Origin of the sequence: Bradyrhizobium sp. DOA9, from assembly GCF_000617845.2 — a bacterium.
Classification (GTDB): domain Bacteria; phylum Pseudomonadota; class Alphaproteobacteria; order Rhizobiales; family Xanthobacteraceae; genus Bradyrhizobium.
Map to the genome: position 1 here is coordinate 3941987 of NZ_DF820425.1, position 22987 is coordinate 3964973.

Here is a 22987-nt window from a genome sequence, read left to right on the forward strand (position 1 = left end):
GCAGTTAACTCTCATCTCATCGCGCTTCAGAACGTCGCCGCGATTGCAGCGAGGCGTTGATGGGCCCGTTCGCGGGCGGCATCGATCGGCGCTTGCGGTCCCGTGGTTGGGCCGATCAGCACGAAGCGGACATTGCTGATGCCGATGAAGCGCAGGATTTCCCGCAAGTAGGGCGTGGCCATATCAATGCGGCCGCGGTTCATGCCGGTGGCGAAATCGCTGCCGCTGGCGATGACCACCAGCGTCGGCCGGTCCTTGAGCAGCGGCAGATATCCCTGCACCGGATCGAACCGGAAAGTGAGGCCGGGCTGGACGATGATGTCGAACCACTGCTTCAGCTTGTAGGGAAGGCCGAAGTTCCACATCGGGGTCGAGATCAGCACGCGATCGGCGAGCGAGAAGCGCAGCGCCATTCGCTCGGCCTCGGCAAAGCTGTCGCGCTGCGCATCGGTGAAGCCCTGAGCTTTCATGCGCGCGTACTTTGCCTCGACGATCGGACCGGTGAACTCCGGCATGCGCTCACGCCAGATGTCCACGACGTCGATGTCCCAATCCGGCCGGGCCTGGCGGAAGCCGTCGAGAAAGACCCGCGCGCCGGCGGACGATTCGGACTCGGGGCGCGGCGAGCAGGACAGGTGCAGGAGCTTTGCCACAACTCATCCCAGCGCTCGGATCACGGTATCGGCCCTGGTGACGACCGCGACGTTCTGCATGGCGAAATTGATCGAGGCATTGTGCCATTCGGCATTCATGGTCGAGCAGCAATCCTCGGGCACGATCATGAAATAGCCCTTGTCGGCCCCGGTCCGCGCGGTGTGCTCGATCGACATGTTGGTCCAGGCGCCGGTATTGATGATCATGTCGCGGCCGGTCGCTTTCAGGATCGTCTCCAGCCGCGTGCCTTCCCAGGCGCTCATCCGCATCTTCTCGACGACGAAATCGCCGGGCCGTGGCTCCAGGCCCGACACCGGAGCCGCGCCCCAGCTTCCGCGCACCATCGCCTTGCTGTCGACGAGACCTTCGAACAGCGGAGCGTTCAGCGTGACGCCGGGCGCGCCGGGCTCGACCACGAACCAGACATGGATGATGACGACGCCGCGCCCGCGTGCCGCTTCCGCCAGGCGCCGCACATTCTCGACCACGTGCTGCTGCTTGGCGTGGCCAGGCGCCCCGGACTCGGCGAAAGCGCCGCCGTCCATGATGACGTCGTTCTGGAGGTCCTGGATGATCATGGCGCAGCGCTGAGGATCGAGCCGCATCTCGCCTTCGGCGAGAATGGGCGCCGCCGGCGCGGAGCTCGATGTTGCCCCGCCGGCGCTTCGCCGGCCGCTCATATACGGCTCGTGCCGCGGGCCGACCTTGGTCGGGATCGCATACACCGAATGCGTCGAGGTCAGATAGAGCGTGCGGAAATCCGGCCCGCCCCAGGCGAGGTTGGCGACCAGCTCCGGCACGCGGACCTTGCCGAGCAGCTCGCCGCGCGGCGAATAGACCCAGACCCCTCCGGGTGCGGTGACCCAGACATTGCCGTGCTGGTCGCACTTCATGCCGTCGGGCAGGCCTGGCTCGAGCTCGGACTTGATGCCGCTCGCAAACACCCGCGCATTGGCCAGCGAGCCGTCGCCGCTGACATCGAACACGCGGATCAGCGCCTGCACGGTGTCGTTGACATAGAGCAGCTTCTCGTCCGGCGAGAAGCACAGCCCGTTCGGCTGATCGAACAGGTGACGGTCGACCACGAGCTTCGGCTCGCCGCCCGGCACGACGCGGTAGACGCCCTGGAAGCCGAGCTGGCGCGGCCGCTCGACGCCATAGACCGGCATGCGACCATACCAGGGATCGGAGAAATAGATCGCGCCGGACGAATGCACGCAGACGTCATTGGGGCTGTTGAGCTCCTGGCCCTGGAAGTGCGAGGCCAGCACCTCGCGCCGTCCGTCCGGCCGTTCGCGGATCAGCGACGACGTCGCGTGCTCGCAGACGATCAGGTTGAGCTCGGCGTCATAGGTCATCCCGTTGCATTTGCTCGAGGGGCGCTTGACCTCGACGACGCCCCGCCGCGCGTCCCAGCGCCGCCGCACGTCGGCTGGCATGTCCGAGAACAGCAGATAGTGATCGACCGGATGCCAGATCGGCCCTTCCGTGAAGTCGAAGCCGGTGCCGATCTGGGCGACCGGCGCATAGGGATCGATCAGGGTCTCGAACTCGCTTCGCAAAGTGACGTGCGTCATCCGTCCGTCCTCGACATCATCAGGCCGGGAACCAGTTGCGTTGGGGCAGGGACTGCACGATCGGGCCGGGGACCTGATCATGCAGCCGCCCCACCACGTTGCCGCCTTCGATCTTGGCGGGACGGTCGTGGACCGGCAGCAAATAGCGCGAAGTGCTGAGCAGCTTCTTGATCGCGGCCTTCTCCGCGCGCTTGCTGGTGCCGTGATTACCGGTGGTGCGCGGCTCCCAATCCTGGATTTCGTGAAAGGGCGTGACGATCTGGTCGTTGAAATCGTAGATCACGTCGCCGCAGATGGTCGCAATGCCGTCGGCGGTATGGACGATGATGTTCATCGAGCCCTCCGTGTGGGCGTTGGCGGCATCGCAATAGACGCCGGGCATCAGCTCGATCGGGCCGGTGATTTCGAGATCCAGGAAGCGCAGCGCGCTCTTGGTGTGCAGGCGGTCGATCAGGTGCTTGATGTCGGGCGCCGGATATTGCGGATGCATCAGGCCGGAGACGGAATATTCGAGCTCCTTCCGGTTGAGCACGACGGTCGTGTTCATCGGGAACAGATCGTCCTTGCCGGCATGGTCGATGTGCAGATGGGTGTGGCAGACGAAGCGGACGTCGCCCATGCGGACGCCGTAACGCGCGAGCTGGTTCTCGATCATGTTCTCATGATACTGGAGCCCCCGCATGCCCAGCGTCTCCATGATCTGGTTGGAGCGATAGCCGGTGTCGACCACGACCGGATAGGGGCCGCCGAGGATCAGGAAGCCGAGGGTGAGGACGCGGCGGGTGCGGCCGCAGTCGCGGCCGAGCACCAGAAAGCTCGATTCCAGCTCGATATCGCCGTAGTCCAGGATCTTGATCTCCAGCGCCATTCGATTTCCTCCTGTCTCGTTTCCTGTCCGTCAAAGCCGGTAGACGCGCGCCGCAGTGGCACTGAAGATCGCGGCCTGTTGCTCCGCATTGAATGGGACGGCGGCTGCGCGATAGGCGCCGACGAGCTCGCGATAGCTGATCCACAATTTCTCGATCGGGAAGTTCGAGCCGAACAGGCAGCGTTCGGCGCCGAAGATCGCGACGGTGTCCGCGAGCACGGCGGCGATGTGCGCGGGATCGTTGCGGTGGATGAAGGTGCCGAGCCCGGAGAGCTTGGAGACCACATTCGGGTAGGCCGCGAGCCGGGCCATCCCGGTGCGCCAGGCTGCGCGTCCTGCCGGCGAGAGATCTTCGAGCATGCCGGCATGTTGAAGGATGAACGTCACGTCGGGGCAGGACTCGGCGAGCTGTGCCGCCCCCGGCATCTGCGGCGTGAACACCTGCAAATCGAAGCTCCAGCCGTAATCGGCCAGGCGCGCGACGTTACGGCGGATCACCGGATCGGCGCAGAGGTCCGGCCCCGCGGCGAAGCGGTACAGCGGGTTCTCGTGCCAGTGCAGCTGCATCCGCACCCCGCGCAGCAGTGGATAGCGTTTCAGACGATCGAGCTGCGGGCGCACGTCCTCGGCGGCGAAATCGGCATAGGCGACGATGGCGTGCGGCCAGCCGTGTTCGTCGGAGGTCCGCTGTACCCAAGCGGCCTCGTCCTCGAAACGGTCGTTGGCCCAGTTGGTCTGCACATAGACGGAGCGGGTGACGCCGGTGCCTCTGAGGTCGTCGAGATATTCTTCGATCGGATAGTCGCGCCGGATCGGCTCGTACGGTCCGAAGATGCGCGGCTGCATGGGGCCGGTCAGCCAGGGCAGGTCGGCCTGCCGCCAGATGTGGTGATGGCCGTCGACGATGTCGTTCACGCAGCTCTCCTTCCCAGTGCCAGGACGTGGGCGACGATCGAGGCGCTCGATCCGCCGTCCACGAGATCGTCGACAAAGCGCTCGATCGCGACCAGCGCTTCGGTCTGCGGGCGGAAGCCGGGGCTCGTCGCGAGCGGCGTCAGCCAGCTCAGGCGCCACGCCCGCCGCGACAATTTCGCGACGGCGTCGCGAAGGGCGTCCGGCTCGCCGCGCTCCAGCCCGTCGGAGACGATGACCACGGCGGCGCCGCGGGCGTAGCCGCCGAAGCGTGGGACCGCCAGGAACGCCTGCAGCGCGTCGCCGATCCGGGTGCCGCCGTCCCAGTCGCTGACCAGATGGGCCGCGGCGCTCAGCGCCTGCTCGCGGCGTTTCAGCCGCAGCGCGCGGGTGACACGGGTCAGCCGCGTGCCGAAGGTGAAGACCTCGACATTGGGCGCGGCCTGCACCAGCGCATGCGCAAGCTTCATGTTCTCCTCAGTGCGGCTTTTCATCGAGCCGGAGACGTCGATCAACAGCAGGACCTTGCGCGGCCGTTGCCGCCGCTTCATGTGACCGAGCTGCAGGATCTCGCCGTCGCTGCGGACAGAGTCACGCAAAGTGCGGCGGAGGTCGGCGAAGGGCCCGCGGCGCGCCCGCATGCGGCGGTGCCCACGCCGCCGCGGCAGGCGCCGCGGGGCCTCGCGAGCCAGGCGGCGGAGCGCATCGGTCGTGGAGAGCTGCGCGAAGCGGCGCTCGACCAGCGCCTCGCTGCGCGTCGCGGTCAGGCCGGACTCGTTGGCATCGTCGGCGAGCAGGGGCTCCTCGTCGCCGCGACCTTCCTCCTGCAGACGAACGGTCTCGTCGTCCTCGCCCTCATCGTCGCGTGTGATGGCCTCGCTGCCGCGGAAATGCAGGTCGAACAGCCGGTCGAACGTGGCGCGGCGCTCGGGCGGTGGCGCGAGGGTGGCGAGCGCTGCCTGCCTGATATCCCCGAGGTCGCGCGGGCCGAGCAGGTCGATCGCGGCGAGGAACGCGGTGGTCTGCTCCGGCGCGACAGCAAAGCCGTTGGCGCGCAGCAGCGCGACGAAGGAGACAAAGGTGCGGGCCGCGCGCGGAAGCTGCGGTTCAAGGCTCATGCGGTCGCCTCCGCTAGCATGGCATCGAGCCGCGGCGCGATGAAGTGCAGGTCCTCTTCGTCCTTCAGCGCCACGCCGATCGAGCGTTTGAAGGCATCGGGCCAGCGCGCGCCGCCCTTGTTGAGCAGGGTCGCGGCCTCGGCCCAGTCGACCGCCTCGGCGATGCCGGGCGCCTTGCTCAGCGGCTCACGCCGCAATCTCTCGACCGCGGCGACGACCGCACGGGCCGTGGCTTCGGCGACGCTGGATGCCCGCATCATGATGATCCGCGCCTCCCGCTCGGCGCTGGGATAGTCGATCCAGTGATAGACGCAGCGGCGGCGCAATGCTTCGTGCAGATCGCGCGTCCGGTTCGAGGTGAGGACGACGACCGGCCGCTCGGCGGCGCGGACCGTGCCGCGCTCGGGAATCGAGATCTGGAAGTCGGAGAGGAATTCGAGCAGGAAGGCCTCGAACTCCTGGTCGGCGCGGTCGATTTCGTCGATCAGCAGCACGGTGGAATCGGGCGCGCGCAGCGCCGCCAGCATCGGCCGCTCGATCAGGAAGGTCTCGCCATAGATGTCGATGCTCTCATCGCCGGCCTGGCGGATCGCCAGCATCTGGCGCGGATAGTTCCACTCGTAGAGCGCGGCAGACGCGTCGATACCCTCGTAACATTGCAGGCGGATCAGGCGGCGGCCGAGCACGGCGGCAATGGCCTTTGCGGCTTCCGTCTTGCCGACGCCGGGCGCGCCCTCCAGCAGCAGCGGCTTGCCCAGCGCGAGGCCGAGATAGGCTGATGTCGCGAGCCCTTCGTCGGCGAGGTAATAGGCCGCGCGCAGTGCCCTTTCGAGCGCCTCGGGGCTGTCGATGCCGACGATGTTGCTGCGAACTGCCACGGCCGATCCTCTAGCGCCGCGCCTGCGGCCGCGCGCCGCCTTGGGCCTTGATCGCGCGCAGCACCTTTTCCGGCGTGATCGGCAGGTTGTCGATGCGGACGCCGACCGCGTTGAAGATCGCATTCGCCACCGCCGGCAGCACCGGATTGGCGCACATCTCGCCGGGGCCCTTTCCCCCGAACGGCCCATCAGGGGCGGGACGTTCCAGTACGGCAATGTCATGCGGGCAGATGTCACCGGGACCGGGCATCAGATATTCGACGAAGTCGCGCGGCCCGTGGACGGGATCGGGATAATACGGCTCCGGCGTCTCGTAGAGCGCGTGGCTGACGCCCATCCAGGCGCCGCCGACGAGCTGCTGCTCGACCAGCCGCGGATTGAGCGCGCGGCCGAGCTCGTAGGCGGAGTCCATCCGCACCATCGCGACCTCGCCGGTCTCATCATCGACCTCGACCTCGGCGACGAGGCAGGCATGGGCATAGCAGGTCGCCGGCGACATCTCGCCGGTTTCTGGATCGACATTGGAGAGGGGGACGAGAAAGATGCCGCGGCCGGAGATGGTCTTGCCCTGCTTGAACTGCGCGGCAATCGCGACGTCCTTGGTCGAGATCGAGCGGTGCGGCGCGCCCTTGACGTGGATGTTGCCGCGCCCGTCGGTTTCGAGATCGGCGGCGTTGACCTCGAGCTCCTCGGCTGCCGCCTCCATCATCACGCCGCGCGCCTCGCGTGCTGCAGCCATCACGGCGTTGCCGACGCGATGGGTGCCGCGCGAGGCGAACGAGCCCATGCAGTGCGGGCCGGTGTCGGAATCGGCCGTGTCGACATAGACGTCCTCGACCGGAACGCCGAGCGTCTCGGCGCAGATCTGCCGCGTCACCGATTTCATGCCCTGGCCGAGATCGATCGACGACAGCGCCACGGTGAACTTGCCGCTGGGGTTGGAATGCACCAGCGCCTGGCTCGGATCGCCGCCGAGATTCATGCCGATGGGATAATTGATCGACGCTATGCCGCGTCCGCGATGCCGGGTCATCTAGCGCCTCCTGGTGCCGAAGACGGAGGAGAACCGGGTCGCGCCGTGCGATGGCGCGGATGGCCGCGGCGGGGGAGGAGGCGGCGACGGTGGCGGTGGTTCGCGCGGCGGCTCCCGCGTCGTTGGCGGCGGCGCGCGGTCATAGCTCGTGCGCTGCTGCGCCGGCGCAGCCGGCCGCGCCCGCGATTCCGTCGGCGTCGGTGGGATCACGGCGCGGCTGCCGCCGCCGTCCTTGCGCGAGGAGGCGCGCCTGAACTCGTCGCGGATCGGCCATTTGGCCTTCTCGGCCGCGACCTGCACGCATTCGATCAGCGCGGTGTTCTTGGCCTCGCGCCGGTGCGCCTTCATGTCGCCGTCGCGATAGGCGTTCAGAATCCGGAACTCCATCGGGTCCATGCCGACGAGGTTTGCGAGCTTGTCCATCTGGCATTCGATGGCAAAGTCCATCGCGGTGACGCCGAAGCCGCGCATGGCGGTGGCGGGCGTGCGGTTGGTGAAGACGCAATAGACGTCGCCATAGACGTTCGGGATGGTGTAGGGCCCCGGCAAATGCGCGGCGCATTTCACCGCGGCATAGCTCGACAGCCGGGTATAGGCGCCGCTGTCGAAAAAGGCGCGGATCTTGCGCGCGACGATGCGGCCGTCGCGCATGACGCCGTCCTTGATGTAGATGCGCTCGGCGCCGCGCGGTGGGCCGTATTGCATCTCCTCCTCGCGCCCGAACACGTAGCGCACCGGGCGCCCCGTCAGCATGGCGCCGAGGATCGCGAGCGGCTCGGTCAGCGTGTCCACCTTGCCGCCAAAGCCGCCGCCGACGGTGCCGCCGATGAAGTGGAAGGTGTTGGAAGGCACGTCCAGGATCTTGGCGCAGGTATCGACCGAGAAGAACAGCGCCTGGGTCGAGGTGTAGACGACGTAGCGGCCGTTGGTGTCGGGCGCGGCAATGGCGCCGTTGGTCTCGGTCGGCGCGTGCTCGATCGGCGACATCTGGTAGCGCTGCTCGAGCACGTGGTCGGCGGTCGCGAGCGCGGCATCAGCGTCGCCAAAGCGCAGGCGCTGGTGGTCGTAGACGTCGTGATAGATGAAGGCGTTCTTCGGATAGGTCTCGTTGACCACGGGCGCGCCCGGCTTCAGCGCATCCTCGACGTCGAACACGGTCGGCAGCGGCTCGTAGTCGATCTTGACCTTTGCGATCGCCTCGAACGCCTCGCGCTCGCTGTCGGCGACGATGGCGAGGATCGGCTCGCCCTTGTAGCGGACCTTGTCGACGGCGAGCGACGGCTCGTCGTCCTTGCCGAAGTTGATCAGGCTGAGCAGCGTGTTGAGGTTGCGCGGGACGTCCGCACCGCGGATGATCCGGCGCACGCCATCCGAGCGCTCGGCCTCGGTGGTATCGATCCGGCGCAGCCTTGCATGGGCTTGGGTCGACCGGACGACCTTCAGGTGCAGCATGCCCTGCAACTGGTGGTCATTGAAATAGCTGGACGTGCCCGTGATGTGGCCGAGCATGTCCTGCCGCTGCGTGCCCTTGCCGATTTCCTTCAAATTATCGTCACGCTCGTCGGCGAAGATGTCCTTGCGTAGTTCCAGCATGGTCTGACCTCAGGCGCTGGCCCGGCCGCCCGCGGCGGCGAGGATGGCATTGATGATCGGCTCGTAGCCGGTGCAGCGGCAGATGTTGCCGGAGATCGCCTCGATGACGTCGGCTCGGCTTGGGGAGGGATTGCGGTCGAGCAGCGCCTTGGCGGCCATCAGCATGCCCGGCGTGCAATAGCCGCATTGGGCGGCGAAACTGTCGGCAAAGGCGCGCTGCAGCGGATGCAGGTTCGGGCCTTGCTTCATGCCGTCGAGTGTCTCGACCGAGCGGCCCGCGACGGTCTCGGCGAGCGTCAGGCAGGAGAGGTGTAGCTCACCGTCGACGAGGACGCTGCAGGTGCCGCAGCCACCCTGGCCGCAGCCGAATTTCGGCGTCATGTCGCCGATCAGCTCGCGCAGCGCGACCAGCAAATTGGTGCCGCCATCGACGAAGATCGCGACGTCGCGGCCGTTGTGGCGAAACTGCAGGGGGGTCTTTGTCATGGCGAGCTACTCCTGTCCCGACAGCAGGCGCCGCAAATGCACGCCGACGATCTCGCGGCGATACCAGGCGCTGCCGAGCGCGTTGTCGGATGGCGATGTTCCTTCCGTGGCGGCGGAGGCCGCAGCCGCGATGGTCGCCGCATCCAGCGAGCGGCCCTCCAGTGCGCGCTCGGCGGCGCGGGCACGGATTTGCGTCGGCGCCATCGAGCCCAGCGCAATCCGCGCACCCGCGATCCGTCCGCCGCTGACCGGCAGATGCGCCGCGAGCGTGATCACCGAGCCGCCCTTCGGCTTGATGCGCGCGATCTTGCGATAACGGAACGCCTCGCTGCTGGCCGGCCGCGTGCAGGACACCGACAGCACCAAAGTCCCGGCCTGGCGCTCACGCCCTTGTAGAAACTCCTCGATCGGAATATCGCGCGAGCCGAAGCCGCCTTGCACCGCAATCGTGGCGTCGAGCGCCAGCAGCGCCACGGTGAAATCGCCGTAAGGGTTCGGCGCGAACAGATTGCCGCCGACCGTGCCCATGTTGCGCACGGCGGGACCGCCGATCGAGCGGGCAGGGGCATGCAGGAAGGCGAGGTCGCGCTCGGCGAGCACGCGCGCGAAGGTGACGCCGGCGCCCAGCGTGATGCGCGGACCCGAGGCATCGATCCGGGTCAGCGCCTGGTCCTGCGCTCGGACGATCGTCGAGATCGAGACGTCGCCTTCGTTCAGCGCGCGCATCACCAGCGTGCCGCCGCCGAGATAGCGCGCGCTCCGGTCCGACGAGAGCGCGCCCGCCGCCTCGCTCGCATTCGTAAAGGTCTTTACCGTCACGGCCATGGCTCAAGCGGCCTCCTTCAGATGGCGGCGGATCGCGTCGAATCCGGCCTGATAGATGTCTTCGGCGACCATGTGGGTGATGCGGTCCTTGTCCTCCGGATTCGTCGTGAAGCGCGACTCCCAGTGCCAGAAGGTGCGATCGCCGTCGGTGACCGGCAGCAAGCGGACATGGGCAACGTAGTTGAACATCGGGACCGGGGTGTCGAGCAGGCAATAGCTGAAGGTCTGCTCGAGATCGGACAGCGCCAGCAATTGTTCCCGCAGCTCGGAGCCGTCCTGGAGCTTGAAGCGCCTGACGCAGCCGATCTTGTCGGCGGATTGCGCGCGTTCGATCGCGGAGGTCGCGACCGCCGGATGCCAGCGGTCGTGTCCGTTGAAATCGCGCAGCACGTCCCACACCGCGTCCGTCGGTGCGTTCAGGATCGTGCTCTTGACGATATGCGGCACGGCTAGCCTCCGAACACGCGCTTCAGGGCGTCGAAGCCGCCCTGGAACACGCCGCCGCCGATATTGCTGACGAGCTCGGTCTCCCGCTCCGGCGCGCAGTCGAACTCGGCGGTCCATTCCATGAAGGTCTGGTCGCCGTCGGTGACGGGCGTCAGGCGCAGGGTCGCGACGTAGTTCTCGACCCCCATCGGCGATTCCAGGATCGAGTAGGTGCAGAACATGTCGTAGTCGGAGAGGCCGAGCAGCTTCTCGCGGATGCGGTCGCCGTTGCGCAGGCGGAAATCGCGTACGCAGCCGATCTTGTCCGAGGGCTCGCCGCCCTCGATCCGGCTTTCGGCGATGGCCGGATGCCAGTTCGGCAGGCCGTTGAAATCGCGCACCCGCGCCCAGACGCGGTCGTTGCGGGCGTTGACGACGGTGGAGACGTAGACGCGGGCCATGGTGCGACCTCAGCCCTTCTTCCGCGGTCCGCGCTCGGCCGCCGGCTCGCCGCCTTCGGTCGCGGGCGGGGAAGCCGCAGGCTTGTCGCCCCCACCTCCGCCGCCGCTCTTGCGCGCGGACTCCTTGATCCCCTGCATGTCACGAGCTTCGCGGATCAGGCCCGGCATCTTGGAGAGGTTGCCGCCTTCGACGCCGATGTCGGCAAGGATCGAGTCGATCAGCGGTGCCTGGACGCGGTATCGCAGCGCCGAGTCGATCACCTCGTCGGTGGCACTGCGGCCGCCATTGCCGTTGCCATTGCCGTTGCCGTTGAGGCCGTCGACCTGGAGGATGCGGATGCCCTCGATCTTCTCCATCGGCTTGACGCTCTCGCGCACGATGCCCTCGATGCGGTCGAGCAGTTTTCTGCGGAACAGCGAGTAGCGCGCCTGGTCAGTGAGAACGTTCTCGGCCTCGTTGAGCATGCGCTGCGCTTCGGCTTCGACCGCGGCGCGCACGCGCTCGGCTTCGGCGGCGATGCGGGTCTCCTCCGCCTGCTTCTCGGCAAGCAGGATTTCCACCGTCTTGCGACGCTTGGCGATCTCGCTCTCTCGCGCGGTGACGACGCGCTCGGTGGCTTCCGTCGCGCGCATCCGGGCTTCCTCGGCAGAGGCCTTGGCTGCGGACTCCTCCAGGGATTTCGTGTGGATCGCGATCGCCTTCTCCATCAGGACGGTCTCGACCTCCTTCTCGCGATTGACCTCGAGCTTGCGCAGCTCGCGCTCGCGGCCGATGCGGGCCTCGTCCAGGCCGCGGTCGGAGGCAATGCGGGCCCGCTCGACCTCTTCCCGCGCGGCGATTTCGGCCTCCTGCAGCGACTGCACGCGGGCGACTTCGAGTTGCTCGATCGCACGTCGCCGCTCGATGCGGGCGGCCTCCAGCGCCTGCTCGCGCGAAACGTCGGTGGTCTCGACCTCCTTGCGCGCGACGATCTCGGCCTGCCGGACATGGCGGTCGGCGTCGATCCGCTCGGACTTCTTGGTCGACAGCGCGATGACGCGGTCCTCGTCCGCGATCTCGATCGCCTTCTTCTGCTCGATGTTGAGCACTTCGCGCTTCTTGGAGGAGTTGATGCGCTCGGCCTCGAGCGCCAGGTCGACCGTGATGCGCTGCCGCTCGATGGCGTCGCGCCGCTTCAGCTCGGCCGCCTCGAGGAGGCCGGTGCGCTCGATCTCCAGCGCGCGCGTCTCGCGTTCGGCCTGGATGCGCTCGGCCGCAACCGCCTTCTCCTGGGCGATGCGTGCCGCCTCGATCGCCTCGCGCGAGGCGATATCGGCTTCCTCGACGGCGCGGTTGCGTGCGATCTCCAGCGAGCGCACGCGCTCCTCCTGGGCGATACGCGAGGCTTCCGTGGTCTCGCGCGCGGCGATGCCGGCGACGTCGAGCGCCTGGTTGCGTTCGATCTCCAGCTGCCGCGTGTTCTGCTCGGCGGCGATGCGCTCGGCCGCCAGCGTCCGCTCCCGGGCGATGCGGGCGGCCTCGACCGCGCGCTGGGCCTCGATCTCGGCCTCCTGGATGGTCCGAACCTGCTGGATCTCCAGCGCGCGGGTGCGCTCGTCGGAGGAGATCCGCTCGACGTTGACGATCAAGGTCTGAGCGATGCGGGCCTTTTCGGTTGCTTCGCGTGCCGCAATCTCGGCCTCATCCACGGCGCGCGTCCGCTCGATCTCGCGGCGACGCGTCTCTTCTTCATTGGCGATCCGGGCGTCGGTGACGACGCGGTCCTGCTGGATCCGGGCCTTCTCGATGGCCTCGCGCGCGGCGATCTCGGCTTCCTCGACCGTGCGCATCCGCTCGATCTCGCGCTGGCGGACTTCGCGTTCGGAGGCGATGCGGGTCGTGTCGATCGAGCGCTGGTTGGCGATCCTTGTCTTCTCGATCTCCTCGCGCGCCAGCAGCTCCTTTTCCTCGATGGTGCGGGTCCGCTCGATCTCCTTCTGGCGGGTCTCGCGCTCGGAGGCGATGCGGGCTTCCGCAATCGCCTGCTCATTGGCGATGCGGGCGCGCTCGATGGCCTCGCGGGCGGAGATCTGCGCCTGCTCGGCCTCGGTCTCGCGCAGGGCCCGCTCGCGCGCGACTTCAGTGCGCTGAAGCGCGCGCCGCATCTCGATGTCGCGTTCCTGCTCCAGGCGCGCGGTCTCGCTCTCGCGCTCGATCTCGAGCGCCTGCCGTTCGGCTTCCAGGTTGCGGGAGCGGATCTTGATCATCGAATCCTGCTCGATGTCGTTGCGTAGCTTGCGTCTGGCCTCGATGTCCTCCATCAGGCGGGTCAGGCCTTCGGCGTCGAACCGGTTCGAAGGGTTGAAGAACTCGAGGTCAGTCTGGTCGAGATCGGTGATCGCGACCGATTCCAGCTCGAGGCCGTTCTGGGCGAGAGCTTCCGCCGCTTCGGTCTTGACCCGCGCGACGTAGTCGCCACGACGCTCGTGCATTTCCTCCATGGTCATCTCGGAGGCGACCGAGCGGATCGCCGAGATGAACTTGCCGGCCAGCAGCGCGTGGAGCTGCCCGGGTTCCAGGGTGCGACGGCCGAGCGTCGCGGCGGCGATCGAGACCGCCTCCCGGGTCGGCTGCACCCGAACGTAGAAATCGGCCTCGATGTCGACGCGCATGCGGTCGCGAGTGATCACGGCATCCTGCTTCGAACGCACGATGCCCATCGGCAGCACGTTCATGTTGACGGGCGTGTAATCGTGGATGAACGGCAGCACGAAGGCGCCGCCGTTGATGACGACGCGCTCACCAAGGAAGCCGGTGCGGACGAACGAGGTCTCCTTGGAGGAGCGGTGGTAGAGCCAGTTCACGATGTAGACGCCAACCACGATCACGATGATCGCGACGATCAGCCAGAGGATCAATTCACCTACCAGAGTCGCCGACATCTTTCCCTCCCTCGTACCTTCGGCGTTATCGCGCGCCGATCGCCTTGAATTGACGCACCTGTTCCGTCAGCGCCCGCTCCACCGGCAGCCGCTCCATTGACGACGCGCCGTAGAAACCATGGCAATGGCGGGTGTTCTTCATGATGAAATCGGCATCCGCGGGATCCGCGATGGGGCCGCCATGCGCGAGCACCAGGATGTCCGGATTGACGCTGAGCGCGGCGGTGGCCCAGGTGTCGATACGCGCCGGGCAGTCCTTGAGCCTCAAGGCGGTCTGCGCACCGATCGTGCCGCCGGTGGTCAGGCCCATGTGGCAGACGATGATGTCGGCTCCGGCGATCGCCATCGCAGCGGCTTCCTTCTCGCTGAACACGTAAGGCGTGGTCAGCATGTCCTTGTCGTGCGCCCTGGCGATCATGTCGATCTCGAGCGCATAGGACATGCCGGTCTCTTCGAGATTGGCGCGGAAGGTGCCGTCGATCAGGCCGACGGTCGGAAAGTTCTGCACGCCGGCAAAGCCGAGCGCCTTCAACTGGTCGAGAAAGACGTCCATGTCGCGGAAGGGATCGGTGCCGTTGACGCCCGCCAGCACCGGGGTCTGGCCGACCACGGGGAGCACCTCGTTCGCCATTTCCAGCACGATGGCGTTGGCATCGCCATACGCCATCAGGCCCGCGAGCGAGCCGCGCCCGGCCATGCGATAGCGGCCGGAATTGTAGATGACGATGAGGTCGACGCCGCCGGCTTCCTCGCACTTGGCTGAGAGCCCGGTGCCGGCGCCGCCGCCGACGATCGGCTCGCCGCGACGCGCCATGTCGCGAAACCTTTTCAGCAGCGCCGCGCGTTCAAACCTGGCCATCGGTCACCTCGCTACTCTCCGCCGCGCCCCGGTGCGCCCGAACAGGGTCCGGAACGCGGTGACGATGGCGGCGGCGAAATCGGGATCGTTGATGTTCTTGGGCGTGCGAACGAGCTGGCGGTTGCCGGTCTGCCGCACGGTGCGCTCCAGCGTGCGGAACAGCGCGGCGTCGGCATCCGGATCCCAGAACGGCTGGCCTCGCGCGTCGAGGGCGGAGACGCCGCCCTCGGGCAGGAAGAAGCGCACCGGGCCGTCCATCTGGTTCAGCCGCTCGCCGATCCAGCGGCCCATGCGCTCGTTCTCCTCCGGGGTCGTCCGCATCAACGTCACCTGCGGATTGTGGACGTGGAATTTGCGGCCGCGATAGCGCTCGGGAATGGTGTCGGGCGCGCCGAAATTGACCATGTCGAGTGCGCCGACCGAGCCGACATAGGGCAGGCGGCTGCGGATGATGGCGCCAAAGCGGTCCTCGGTGGCCGGAAACACGCCGCCCATCAAGAAGTCGCAGACCTCAGTCGTGGTGAGGTCGATCACGCCGGCGAGCTGGCCGGATTCCACGAGCTTCTCCATCGAGCGTCCGCCGACGCCGGTGGCGTGGAACACCAGGCACTCGAAATCGTCGCGCAGGTCGGCGGCGATCTTCTGCACGGCCGGCGTGGTGACGCCGAACATGGTGATGCCGATTGCGGGCAGCCCGCCAGCCTCGCGCGCCGTTCCGGCACGCGCGTCGAGCCGTGCCTTGACCATGCCGGCGAGCGCATTGGCGCCGTTGGCGAGCACCGCGCGCGAGATGGAGTTCAGCCCCTGCACGTCGGTGACCGAGTACATCATGGTGATGTCGGCCGGGCCGACATAGGGCCCGACATCGCCCGACGCAACGGAGGAGATGATCAGCTTGGGCACGCCGACCGGCAGGCCGCGCATGCCGGGAGCGACCAGCGAGGCCGCGCCCGAGCCGCCGGCAGAGATCACGCCGGCGACATTGCCCTGGCGCCGAAGCCAGTTGGCAAACGCGTCCGCCATTGCGGTGACGGCGGCACCGCGGTCGGTGCCGAATACGGCGGAGCCGCCGCGGCCGTGGTTCAGGGCGATCTCCTGCGCGGAGACATCGCAGGATGAATGCTTGCCGCTGGTCGAGACGTCGACCAGCCGGGTCCGCAGGCCGCCTTCGGCGATGATGTCGCGGATGTAACGCAGCTCCTGGCCCTTGGTATCGAGCGTGCCGACGACCAGCACCACGGGCGGGCCCGACGCCTGCGCCGCCGCCGGCTCGCGCTTGCGCCGTGCGGTCTCGTCGAGCCGCGCGACCTGCGTCGAGAGCGTCCGCGCCGCTGCCTCGATGCGGGCGATCGGCACCGGCTGCGACCATCGCGTCGGCAGCGTCGGGTTGGAGATATAGATGCGCACCGGCCCGTCGCGGCGTGGCGCCGGCGCTGGTTTCGTTTCGGCGCCGGACGCGGCGACGTCGATATCCGGTTCGAGCTCCGCGTGAAGTCCGACGCCGAGCAGGCGCTGCTGCAGCTCGCGGTCCGCGGCAAGGCGCGCGGAATCGATGATGCGGTTGATGCGGCCGTTGACCATGATCGCGACATTGCGCGAAATCGCGGTGGCGACGCCGATATTCTGCTCGATCACGAGCACGGACATGTCACCGTCTTCGCCAAGTCGCAGCAGCATCTCCTCGACCTGCGCGACGATGACGGGCGCGAGGCCTTCGGTCGGCTCATCCATGATGAGCAAATGCGGGTTGGTGAGCAGCGCGCGCGAGATCGCCAGCATCTGCTGTTCGCCGCCGGAGAGCTGGCCGCCGCCGTGGCCCTTGCGCTCGGCGAGGCGCGGGAACGTGTCGTAGATGCGCTCGACGGTCCAGGCGCCCGAACGCAGGCCAGCGGCGAGCTGCAGATGCTCGTCGACGCTGAGCGAGCGCCAGAGCCGGCGGCCCTGCGGCACGTAGCCGACGCCGAGCCGGGCGATCTGGGCCGGCGGCCGCCGGGTGATGTCCTCGCCGCGGACCCGGATCGAGCCGCCGCTGACGGCGACCAGCCCCATGATCGCCTTGCACAGCGTGGTCTTGCCCATGCCGTTGCGGCCGACGACCGAGAACACGCCGCTCTCCAGCGTAAGGTCGACGCCCTGCAGCGCGTGGGAGTGGCCATAGTAGACGTCGAGGCCGCGGACCTCGAGTGCGGCACCGCTGCGGCGGACCTCATTCATGGCCGCCTCCGAGATAGAGCTCCTGAACTTCAGGATCGGACTGGATCTCCTGCGGCAGACCCTCCTTGAAGATACGCCCGTTGTGCATCATCGTGACGCTCTCGACGACGCGCAGCGCGACGTCCATGTCGTGCTCGATGATGATGTAGCCGATATGGGCGGGCAGGGAGGTCAGGATCTCGATCAGCTCGGCCCGCTCCGTCGGCGAGAGGCCCGCGGCCGGCTCGTCGAACAGCACGAAGCGCGGCGCGCCGGCGAGCGCCAGCGCGATCTCGAGCTGGCGCTGCTGGCCGTGCGCGAGCTCGGCCACGCGCTGGTCCTTCACGGCGGACAGATGCACGGCCTGGACCAGGTTGTCCGCGGCATGCATCAAGGCATCGTTCTGTCCCGGACGCAGGAATGAGAAGCGTCCGCGCGAGACGCCGCGGCAGGCGAGATAGACGTTGTCCTGCACGGTAAGGCCGGGGAACAGCGCCGAAATCTGGTAGGTGCGGCGCAGTCCGCGGCGGATGCGCTCATAGGGCGGGAAATGCGTGACGTCCTCGCCGAAGAAGCGGATGGTGCCGGAGGAGGGCGGGAAGTCGCCCGTGATGCAGTTGAACAGCGTGGTCTTGCCGGCGCCGTTCGAGCCGAGCACGGCGCGCCGCTCGCCCGGTCGCACGGTGATGGTGACGTCGGTCAGCGCCGCCAGCGCGCCGAACAGCCGCGTCACGCCGCGCAGCTCCAGTGCCGCGCCGGCACCGACGGCGGAGAGGCGCTGGGCGACGCTATCCATGGCGGCCCCCTCCACTGGCGCGGCCCACCTCGCGCCGTTGATGCTGACGCCAGCGCTGCCAGAGGCCGATGACGCCGTCCGAGGACCAGAACACGATGGCGAGGAAGCCGAGCCCGATCAGCAGGCGGAAGCGGTTGCCGTCGAGCCCGAGCCGGACCAGGAAGTCGAGCGCGAAGGTCCGCAGCAGCACGAAGATCAGCGCGCCGATGTAGGGGCCGATCGGGCGCGTGATGCCGCCGACCACGGCGATGATCAGCACGTCGATGCAGGCGCCGACGCTGACCGAGCCCGGCGAGATCTGGCGATAGTTCCAGACCTGGAGCACGCCGGCCAACGCGGCGACGAAGGAGGCGAAGGCATAGGCGGCGACGCGGTGCGCATTGACGTTGAAGCCGAGCGCCGCCATGCGCCGCGGATTGTCGCGCACACCCTGCAGCGCGAGTCCGAACGGGGCGCGCGAGACATATTCGACCGCAAAGTAGCAGAGCGCAGCGACCGCGAGCACGACATAGTAGAAGGGAATGTCGGCGCGCCAGTTCACGCCCCAGAAGCGCGGCGTGGCCACGTTGTTGATGCCGGTATGGCCGTTGAAGATCGCCCAGTTCTGGTTGGTGAAATAGTAGAAGGCGGCGCCGATGGCGAGGGTGATCATGATGGTGTAGATGCCTTCGGTGCGCACCGCGAGCGCGCCGCCGAGCGTGCCGAAGGCGGTCGCCAGCGCCAGCGCCATCGGCACGGCGAGCCACCACGGCCAGCCCAGGCTGATATTGGCGTTGCCGCTGACGCCGAACACGGCGACCATATAGGCCGAGAAGCCCGCGATGGTGAGCTGCATCAGGCTGACCATGCCGCCATAGCCGGCGAGGAACATCAGGCTCAGCGCCATGGTGCCGAGGATCAGCGTGGTGGCGAAGATCTCGATCAGGAAGAAGCTGCTCGCGATCAGCGGCATGATCAGGAGGATGGCCGCGACGGCCCAGGCGGCGGGGTTGTTGATCTCCGGCCAGGTCCGGGCCGGGCGCTGCGTCTTGGTGGCGCGGCCTACGGTGACGGGGGCATCGTGGGCGAGCGACATCTCAGCGCCTCGCCAACAGGCCTTGCGGCCGGATCGCCAGCACCAGCACCATGATCAGGAACGTCACGACGATGGCGTAGGTCGGGATGTAGACCGAGCCGAGCTGCTCGGCGAGGCCGATGATGAGCGCGCCGAGCGCCGCGCCGGGGATCGAGCCCATGCCGCCCACGATCACGACGACGAGGGACGCCAGCAGGAAGCGGATGTCCTCACCGGGCGACAGTGACTGGAAGGTGCCGCCGACCACGCCGGCGATGCCCGCAAGCCCCGCGCCAAAGGCGAACACGGCGACGAAGACGAGCTGGATGCGCACCCCCGTCGCGGCGAGAATGTCGCGATCGTCGACGCCGGCACGGATGATCATGCCGATCCGGGTGCGGTTGAGCGCGAGCCACATCGCGACGCCGATGATCACGGACGCGATGAAGATCACGAGCCGCACCATGGGATATCTGAGATAGACCGGCTCGCCCGATGATTTGATCGCCGTGACCAGCGGCAGCTCGATGGGACCGATCAGCCAGTTCGGGGTCTGGATCTGGTAGAAGTCACCGCCGCAGGCCCACAGCATGAGATCGGCAAACACGATCGACAGCCCGATCGTCACCATCGTTTGCCGGAGGTCCTGGCCCTCCATCCGGCGGAACACGATCACCTGCAGCAGCACGCCGACCAAGGCCGTCAGGATAAAGGCGACGACGAAGCCGAGGATCCAGGAGCCGGTCGATGAGCTGATGGCGTAGCCGACATAGCCGCCGAACAGATAGAGCGAGCCGTGCGCGAGGTTGACGTTGCGCATCAGGCCGAAGATCAGCGTGAAGCCGCTGGCGACCAGGAAGTAGAGGCCCCCGAGCGTGATGCCGTTGAACACCGCGTTGAGGAAGACGCGCTTGCGGCCGATCGCCTCTTCCAGTCCCGGCGGCCACACCGCGAAGATCAGCCAAAGCGCGACCGCAACTGCGATGATCGTAACCAGCGCCCAGGCCGGATGGCGTTCGACGAAGCGGCTCATGTGCGCCACCCGCTTGGCCAGGGCGCATCCCTTACGCCCAACATAATCAGGTCAGGCAGCCTTGTGTCGGCCGCTAGCCTCGCCATGAACGTGCGCTCCCGTCGGTCGCGATCCTCTTTCGGGATCGCGTTGCCGGCATCCTAGCCAGGCGGTGAGGGCGACGTTTGATCGTGAGTATCTTTTCGTGGCCTGCGCTCAGGCGCGCAAAACCTTGGCGGCGCGGCGATAATCGGTCGGAGCCATCCCGACATTGGCAGCGAAGAAACGGGTGAAACCGCTCTGCGAAGAGAAGCCGAGGTCGAAGCCGATGTCGGCGATCGGCACCTCGCTAGCCACCAGTGCTTCGAGCGCCTGTTCCATGATCAGCGTGTTGAGATAGAGGTTCGGCGTGACGCCGGTCTGGACGCGGAACAGCCGGTAGAAATGCGGCCGCGACAGGCCGGATTCGCGCGCGATGGTGTCGAGCTCGATTTCGGCGCCGGGGCTCTCCGACATCATCTTGATGCACTTGCGCACGCGAAAGTCGGTGACGGCGCCGCCTGCGCGCGGATCGCGCGCGATCTCGGCCTGCTGCCAGCTTTCGTCGTAGCAGATGTCGATCAGCCGCCGCAGCTCGGAATCGAGGCTGGAGAGCGATGGTGCGCCGCACACGAGCGCGGCGGTCCGCCTGATGTGCTTGTCGAGCGCGGGGGTGCGCCTGAACTGCGTGCGGCCGAAGCGCAACCGGTCGGAGCCGGAGGCATCCGGCGCAAACCATTCGGCGTTGACATAGAGCACGAAGAAGATCGCGCCGCCGTCGAGATCGGTCGGCAGGAAATTGTGCGGTTCCCAGGGATTGACGGCGACGACCGACGTCTCGTTGAGATCGTAATGCCCGTCGGAGACGTCGATGCATGCCGGCATGCCGCCGACATGGAAGATCAGATGACCTTCGCGATGGGCGTGGATATTGAAAGGGCGGTTCAACTGATAAACCGTCGCCCGGCCGAAGCGGCCATGGAAGACGGCGAGCGCACGGCTCATGCCTTCCCCTCCCGGATATTCTTGTCTTTTCGGCCAGCCTTCAACAATGCCGCGGAGATTGCAAGAGCGGAGAGCGACCGCGTCAGCGAGTCGCTCCCCGGTTGCGTCTACCTGACGGGATGCGTCAGTACTTCTTACATTCGGGCACGGTACGGCTCGGCAGCCCGATCTTGGAGAACACGGCCGGGTCGTAGCCGAGCGTCTGGTTGACGTTCGGGATCACCTTCACGACCTTGCTGAACAGCGCGCCCTTGCCGTCGTCGACGACTTCGGTGACGAAGTTGGTGCCGATCGCCTGGCGGTTGGAGTCGAGCTTGATCTTGCCGTTCGGCGCGTCGAGCTCGATCTTCGCCAGCGCCTCCCGGAACTTCGCCTGGTTGTTGGAGAGATCGCCGTTGACCTGACGCAGCGCGAGGATCAGCGCCATGGTTGAATCGTAGTAGTTGGTGGCGAGCAGCGACGGGCTCGGGAAGCGCTTGTTGGGGGGGAAGGCGTCCTGATAGGCCTTCACGAATTTCTGCCAGCCCGGATCCTCCCAGGTGTCGGCCTGTCCGCTCGCCGCGATGGTTCCGATCAGCGCGTTCTTGGCGTTGCCCTTCGACGACAGGATGGTCTGGTCGATCATGATGGAACCGCCCATCAGATGCGCCTTGCCGCCGGCCTGCTGATACTGGTTGAGGAAGTTGACGGCATCGGCGCCGCCGAGCCCGAGATAGATGGCGTCGACATCGTCCGGCAGGGCGGCGATGACGGAGGCGAAGTCCTTCGTTCCCAGCGGTACCCATTGCCGGTTGGTGACCTGTCCTCCGGCGCCGCAGAACTCGAGCACCAGCCCGAACACCTGCGTGTAGATGAATGAATAGTCCTCGCCGACGGTCGCGATCTTGCGATACTTCTTCTCTTCATAAGCGTATTTGCCGAGGCCGACCTGCCACTGCGCGCCGTCCATGTTGTAGCGGAAGAAGTTCGGGGCGGGGTCGACATAGGTCGTCTCCTGCGCACCGGATGCGGCATTGATGAACGTCAGCTCGGGATGGGTCTTGGCAAAATTCTTCACCGCGATGCCTTCGTCGCCGGAGAGCGGCGACAGCAGGATCTGCACCTTGTCCTGCTCGATCAGCTTGCGCACGGCGCGCACGGCCGAGTCCGGCGTCGCGTCGGTCGAGGCGACGATGAATTCGAGTTCCTTGTCGCCGATCTTCTTGCCGAGCACGTTGAGCGCGGTCTGGTGGCCGCGCATGCCGTCCTCGCCGAGCACCGTGTAGGTGCCCTCGAGCGTCGCGGTCACGCCGACCTTGATCTTTTCCTGGGCGATCGCCGCGCCCGAAAGAAACAGGCTGCTCAACGCGAGCAGTCCGATGCTGCATTTCGACATGTGCTCCTCCCCTTCTGTCATCGCTTGTTGCCGCGACGAACCGTACGATGCCCGTGGCTTTCGGAGCCCGCGGCTTTGGAGGAAAGCTAACCGAAGTCGCCTGCGCTGCACCCATCGCGGCCTCGCTCGGCTTGACTGGCAGTCTCATTTTTGAATGTTGCGGCGCGAGTGATTTTCGCGGTGCAGCAGCGCCGCGTCGCAAAAATGTCCTGGGCGGAAATCTGCGTCGTGCTCTCCTGGACTTTCTCGACAGCTCTTGCGCGCATCGGCGCCATCGAGCGGACAAGGCCACGCGCGGCTTCCCGTGCCGGTCTGTTTCGTCCGGCTGTCAACCCGTCGGCGCAAAAATATTCCGCTTTACCGAAATTCGGTTTTGGCGTATGTTTCGCTCATCCCGGCTCATTCTTGAGGGGCGATCATGCGGTCGTCTTGTTCGCGAGCCGGGCTTGCGGTGGACGCGGCAGCGTCGGCACGAGATGGGGCGGGCAGGGCGGGTAGTCCCTGTGAGCCCGAAACCCGCGTGCGGACGAACGGCGCTGCCAGGCTTCGTCTCGTTTGTAAGTTTCCGGCGCTGTCGACGGTGTCAGGGAATACTGCGGCGAAATGGCGGGCCGTGCGTACGGCAAAACCGTGTGGTCCTGGCCGTCGTTGCTACGGTCAAGCTGTCTGCGGAGATGTGCGCGAGCCCAACCGGGCGGACGGCATCATTCAAATTCGCGGGGCGAGGGAGGCCAGAAGGAAAGTTCGGCTCCCGGGAGAGCGCGGCATAAGCCGTCCGACCATCGCGCAGGGAAGGCCGAGTGATCGGCACCACCTGTATGCTGCTGTGCGGTTTTCCTGCGTGTGCATTTGCGCAGCAGACCGCGGGTGTCATGTCGGCACCCGGCCTTCCCTGCGCCCT

The 22987-nt window shown here is 67.0% G+C and carries 20 protein-coding genes; all 20 read right to left on the bottom strand.

Annotated elements, in window-relative coordinates; translation table 11 throughout:
- Positions 1–26 precede the first annotated feature (26 nt).
- The 20 genes from BDOA9_RS18280 to BDOA9_RS18375 all read right to left on the bottom strand — a co-directional run bounded on the left by BDOA9_RS18280 (position 27) and on the right by BDOA9_RS18375 (position 22086).
- Positions 27–653 carry an FMN-dependent NADH-azoreductase gene (locus BDOA9_RS18280; protein ID WP_025035409.1) on the bottom strand — a complete coding sequence of 209 codons (627 nt, stop codon included), beginning with the start codon at positions 651–653 and terminating at the stop codon, positions 27–29.
- 3 nt (positions 654–656) lie between these two features.
- On the bottom strand, positions 657–2231 hold the full coding sequence (locus BDOA9_RS18285) for an isochorismatase family protein (RefSeq protein WP_025035410.1): 1575 nt from the start codon (positions 2229–2231) through the stop codon (positions 657–659).
- Between the two features lie 19 nt (positions 2232–2250).
- A complete protein-coding gene (locus BDOA9_RS18290; protein WP_025035411.1) occupies positions 2251–3099 on the bottom strand; it encodes an MBL fold metallo-hydrolase in 849 nt (282 codons plus the stop codon).
- Between the two features lie 30 nt (positions 3100–3129).
- Complete coding sequence (locus tag BDOA9_RS18295) at positions 3130–4014, bottom strand: amidohydrolase family protein (RefSeq protein ID WP_025035412.1); 885 nt, start codon at positions 4012–4014, stop codon at positions 3130–3132.
- Entirely contained in the window at positions 4011–5129 is a 1119-nt protein-coding gene (locus BDOA9_RS18300; RefSeq protein ID WP_025035413.1) for a vWA domain-containing protein, read from the bottom strand. The genes BDOA9_RS18295 and BDOA9_RS18300 overlap by 4 nt, the downstream gene beginning before the upstream one ends.
- On the bottom strand, positions 5126–6007 hold the full coding sequence (locus BDOA9_RS18305) for an AAA family ATPase (protein ID WP_025035414.1): 882 nt from the start codon (positions 6005–6007) through the stop codon (positions 5126–5128). Before BDOA9_RS18305 ends, BDOA9_RS18300 begins: the two co-directional genes overlap by 4 nt.
- Positions 6008–6017: 10 nt before the next feature.
- Positions 6018–7040 carry a xanthine dehydrogenase family protein molybdopterin-binding subunit gene (locus BDOA9_RS18310; RefSeq protein ID WP_025035415.1) on the bottom strand — a complete coding sequence of 341 codons (1023 nt, stop codon included), beginning with the start codon at positions 7038–7040 and terminating at the stop codon, positions 6018–6020.
- The gene (locus BDOA9_RS18315) at positions 7041–8633 is read right to left on the bottom strand and encodes a xanthine dehydrogenase family protein molybdopterin-binding subunit (protein ID WP_025035416.1); all 1593 of its coding nucleotides are present in this window, start codon (positions 8631–8633) and stop codon (positions 7041–7043) included. It abuts the gene before it with no gap.
- Positions 8634–8642: 9 nt separating this feature from the next.
- Positions 8643–9119, bottom strand: coding sequence for a (2Fe-2S)-binding protein (locus tag BDOA9_RS18320; protein WP_025035417.1), 477 nt, complete (start codon positions 9117–9119; stop codon positions 8643–8645).
- A gap of 6 nt (positions 9120–9125) precedes the next feature.
- Complete coding sequence (locus BDOA9_RS18325) at positions 9126–9944, bottom strand: FAD binding domain-containing protein (RefSeq protein ID WP_025035418.1); 819 nt, start codon at positions 9942–9944, stop codon at positions 9126–9128.
- Positions 9945–9947: 3 nt separating this feature from the next.
- The gene (locus BDOA9_RS18330) at positions 9948–10391 is read right to left on the bottom strand and encodes an SRPBCC family protein (protein WP_025035419.1); all 444 of its coding nucleotides are present in this window, start codon (positions 10389–10391) and stop codon (positions 9948–9950) included.
- Between the two features lie 2 nt (positions 10392–10393).
- Positions 10394–10831 carry an SRPBCC family protein gene (locus tag BDOA9_RS18335; RefSeq protein ID WP_018643039.1) on the bottom strand — a complete coding sequence of 146 codons (438 nt, stop codon included), beginning with the start codon at positions 10829–10831 and terminating at the stop codon, positions 10394–10396.
- Positions 10832–10840: 9 nt separating this feature from the next.
- A complete protein-coding gene (locus tag BDOA9_RS18340; RefSeq protein ID WP_025035420.1) occupies positions 10841–13753 on the bottom strand; it encodes a flotillin family protein in 2913 nt (970 codons plus the stop codon).
- Between the two features lie 25 nt (positions 13754–13778).
- Positions 13779–14612 (bottom strand): phosphoenolpyruvate hydrolase family protein, encoded by an 834-nt coding sequence (locus tag BDOA9_RS18345; RefSeq protein WP_025035421.1) that lies wholly within the window; start codon positions 14610–14612, stop codon positions 13779–13781.
- Positions 14613–14615: 3 nt separating this feature from the next.
- A complete protein-coding gene (locus tag BDOA9_RS18350; protein WP_025035422.1) occupies positions 14616–16826 on the bottom strand; it encodes an ABC transporter permease in 2211 nt (736 codons plus the stop codon).
- Positions 16819–17601, bottom strand: a complete 783-nt coding sequence (locus BDOA9_RS18355; protein WP_025035423.1) for an ABC transporter ATP-binding protein — start codon at positions 17599–17601, stop codon at positions 16819–16821. The genes BDOA9_RS18350 and BDOA9_RS18355 overlap by 8 nt, the downstream gene beginning before the upstream one ends.
- Entirely contained in the window at positions 17594–18676 is a 1083-nt protein-coding gene (locus BDOA9_RS18360; RefSeq protein WP_025035424.1) for a branched-chain amino acid ABC transporter permease, read from the bottom strand. Before BDOA9_RS18360 ends, BDOA9_RS18355 begins: the two co-directional genes overlap by 8 nt.
- A gap of 1 nt (position 18677) precedes the next feature.
- Positions 18678–19688, bottom strand: a complete 1011-nt coding sequence (locus tag BDOA9_RS18365) for a branched-chain amino acid ABC transporter permease (RefSeq protein ID WP_025035425.1) — start codon at positions 19686–19688, stop codon at positions 18678–18680.
- 195 nt (positions 19689–19883) lie between these two features.
- Entirely contained in the window at positions 19884–20711 is an 828-nt protein-coding gene (locus BDOA9_RS18370; protein ID WP_025035426.1) for a helix-turn-helix domain-containing protein, read from the bottom strand.
- A gap of 124 nt (positions 20712–20835) precedes the next feature.
- Positions 20836–22086 carry an ABC transporter substrate-binding protein gene (locus BDOA9_RS18375; RefSeq protein WP_025035427.1) on the bottom strand — a complete coding sequence of 417 codons (1251 nt, stop codon included), beginning with the start codon at positions 22084–22086 and terminating at the stop codon, positions 20836–20838.
- Between the last annotated feature and the right edge of the window lie 901 nt (positions 22087–22987).

Coding starts and splice junctions, on each gene's coding strand:
- BDOA9_RS18335 (WP_018643039.1), bottom strand. CDS start 10,831: ATGGCCCGCGTCTACGTCTCCACCGTCGTCAACGCCCGCAACGACCGC.
- BDOA9_RS18325 (WP_025035418.1), bottom strand. CDS start 9,944: ATGGCCGTGACGGTAAAGACCTTTACGAATGCGAGCGAGGCGGCGGGC.
- BDOA9_RS18310 (WP_025035415.1), bottom strand. CDS start 7,040: ATGACCCGGCATCGCGGACGCGGCATAGCGTCGATCAATTATCCCATC.
- BDOA9_RS18340 (WP_025035420.1), bottom strand. CDS start 13,753: ATGTCGGCGACTCTGGTAGGTGAATTGATCCTCTGGCTGATCGTCGCG.
- BDOA9_RS18365 (WP_025035425.1), bottom strand. CDS start 19,688: ATGAGCCGCTTCGTCGAACGCCATCCGGCCTGGGCGCTGGTTACGATC.
- BDOA9_RS18315 (WP_025035416.1), bottom strand. CDS start 8,633: ATGCTGGAACTACGCAAGGACATCTTCGCCGACGAGCGTGACGATAAT.
- BDOA9_RS18360 (WP_025035424.1), bottom strand. CDS start 18,676: ATGTCGCTCGCCCACGATGCCCCCGTCACCGTAGGCCGCGCCACCAAG.
- BDOA9_RS18370 (WP_025035426.1), bottom strand. CDS start 20,711: ATGAGCCGTGCGCTCGCCGTCTTCCATGGCCGCTTCGGCCGGGCGACG.
- BDOA9_RS18375 (WP_025035427.1), bottom strand. CDS start 22,086: ATGTCGAAATGCAGCATCGGACTGCTCGCGTTGAGCAGCCTGTTTCTT.
- BDOA9_RS18350 (WP_025035422.1), bottom strand. CDS start 16,826: ATGAATGAGGTCCGCCGCAGCGGTGCCGCACTCGAGGTCCGCGGCCTC.
- BDOA9_RS18320 (WP_025035417.1), bottom strand. CDS start 9,119: ATGACAAAGACCCCCCTGCAGTTTCGCCACAACGGCCGCGACGTCGCG.
- BDOA9_RS18345 (WP_025035421.1), bottom strand. CDS start 14,612: ATGGCCAGGTTTGAACGCGCGGCGCTGCTGAAAAGGTTTCGCGACATG.
- BDOA9_RS18290 (WP_025035411.1), bottom strand. CDS start 3,099: ATGGCGCTGGAGATCAAGATCCTGGACTACGGCGATATCGAGCTGGAA.
- BDOA9_RS18355 (WP_025035423.1), bottom strand. CDS start 17,601: ATGGATAGCGTCGCCCAGCGCCTCTCCGCCGTCGGTGCCGGCGCGGCA.
- BDOA9_RS18285 (WP_025035410.1), bottom strand. CDS start 2,231: ATGACGCACGTCACTTTGCGAAGCGAGTTCGAGACCCTGATCGATCCC.
- BDOA9_RS18300 (WP_025035413.1), bottom strand. CDS start 5,129: ATGAGCCTTGAACCGCAGCTTCCGCGCGCGGCCCGCACCTTTGTCTCC.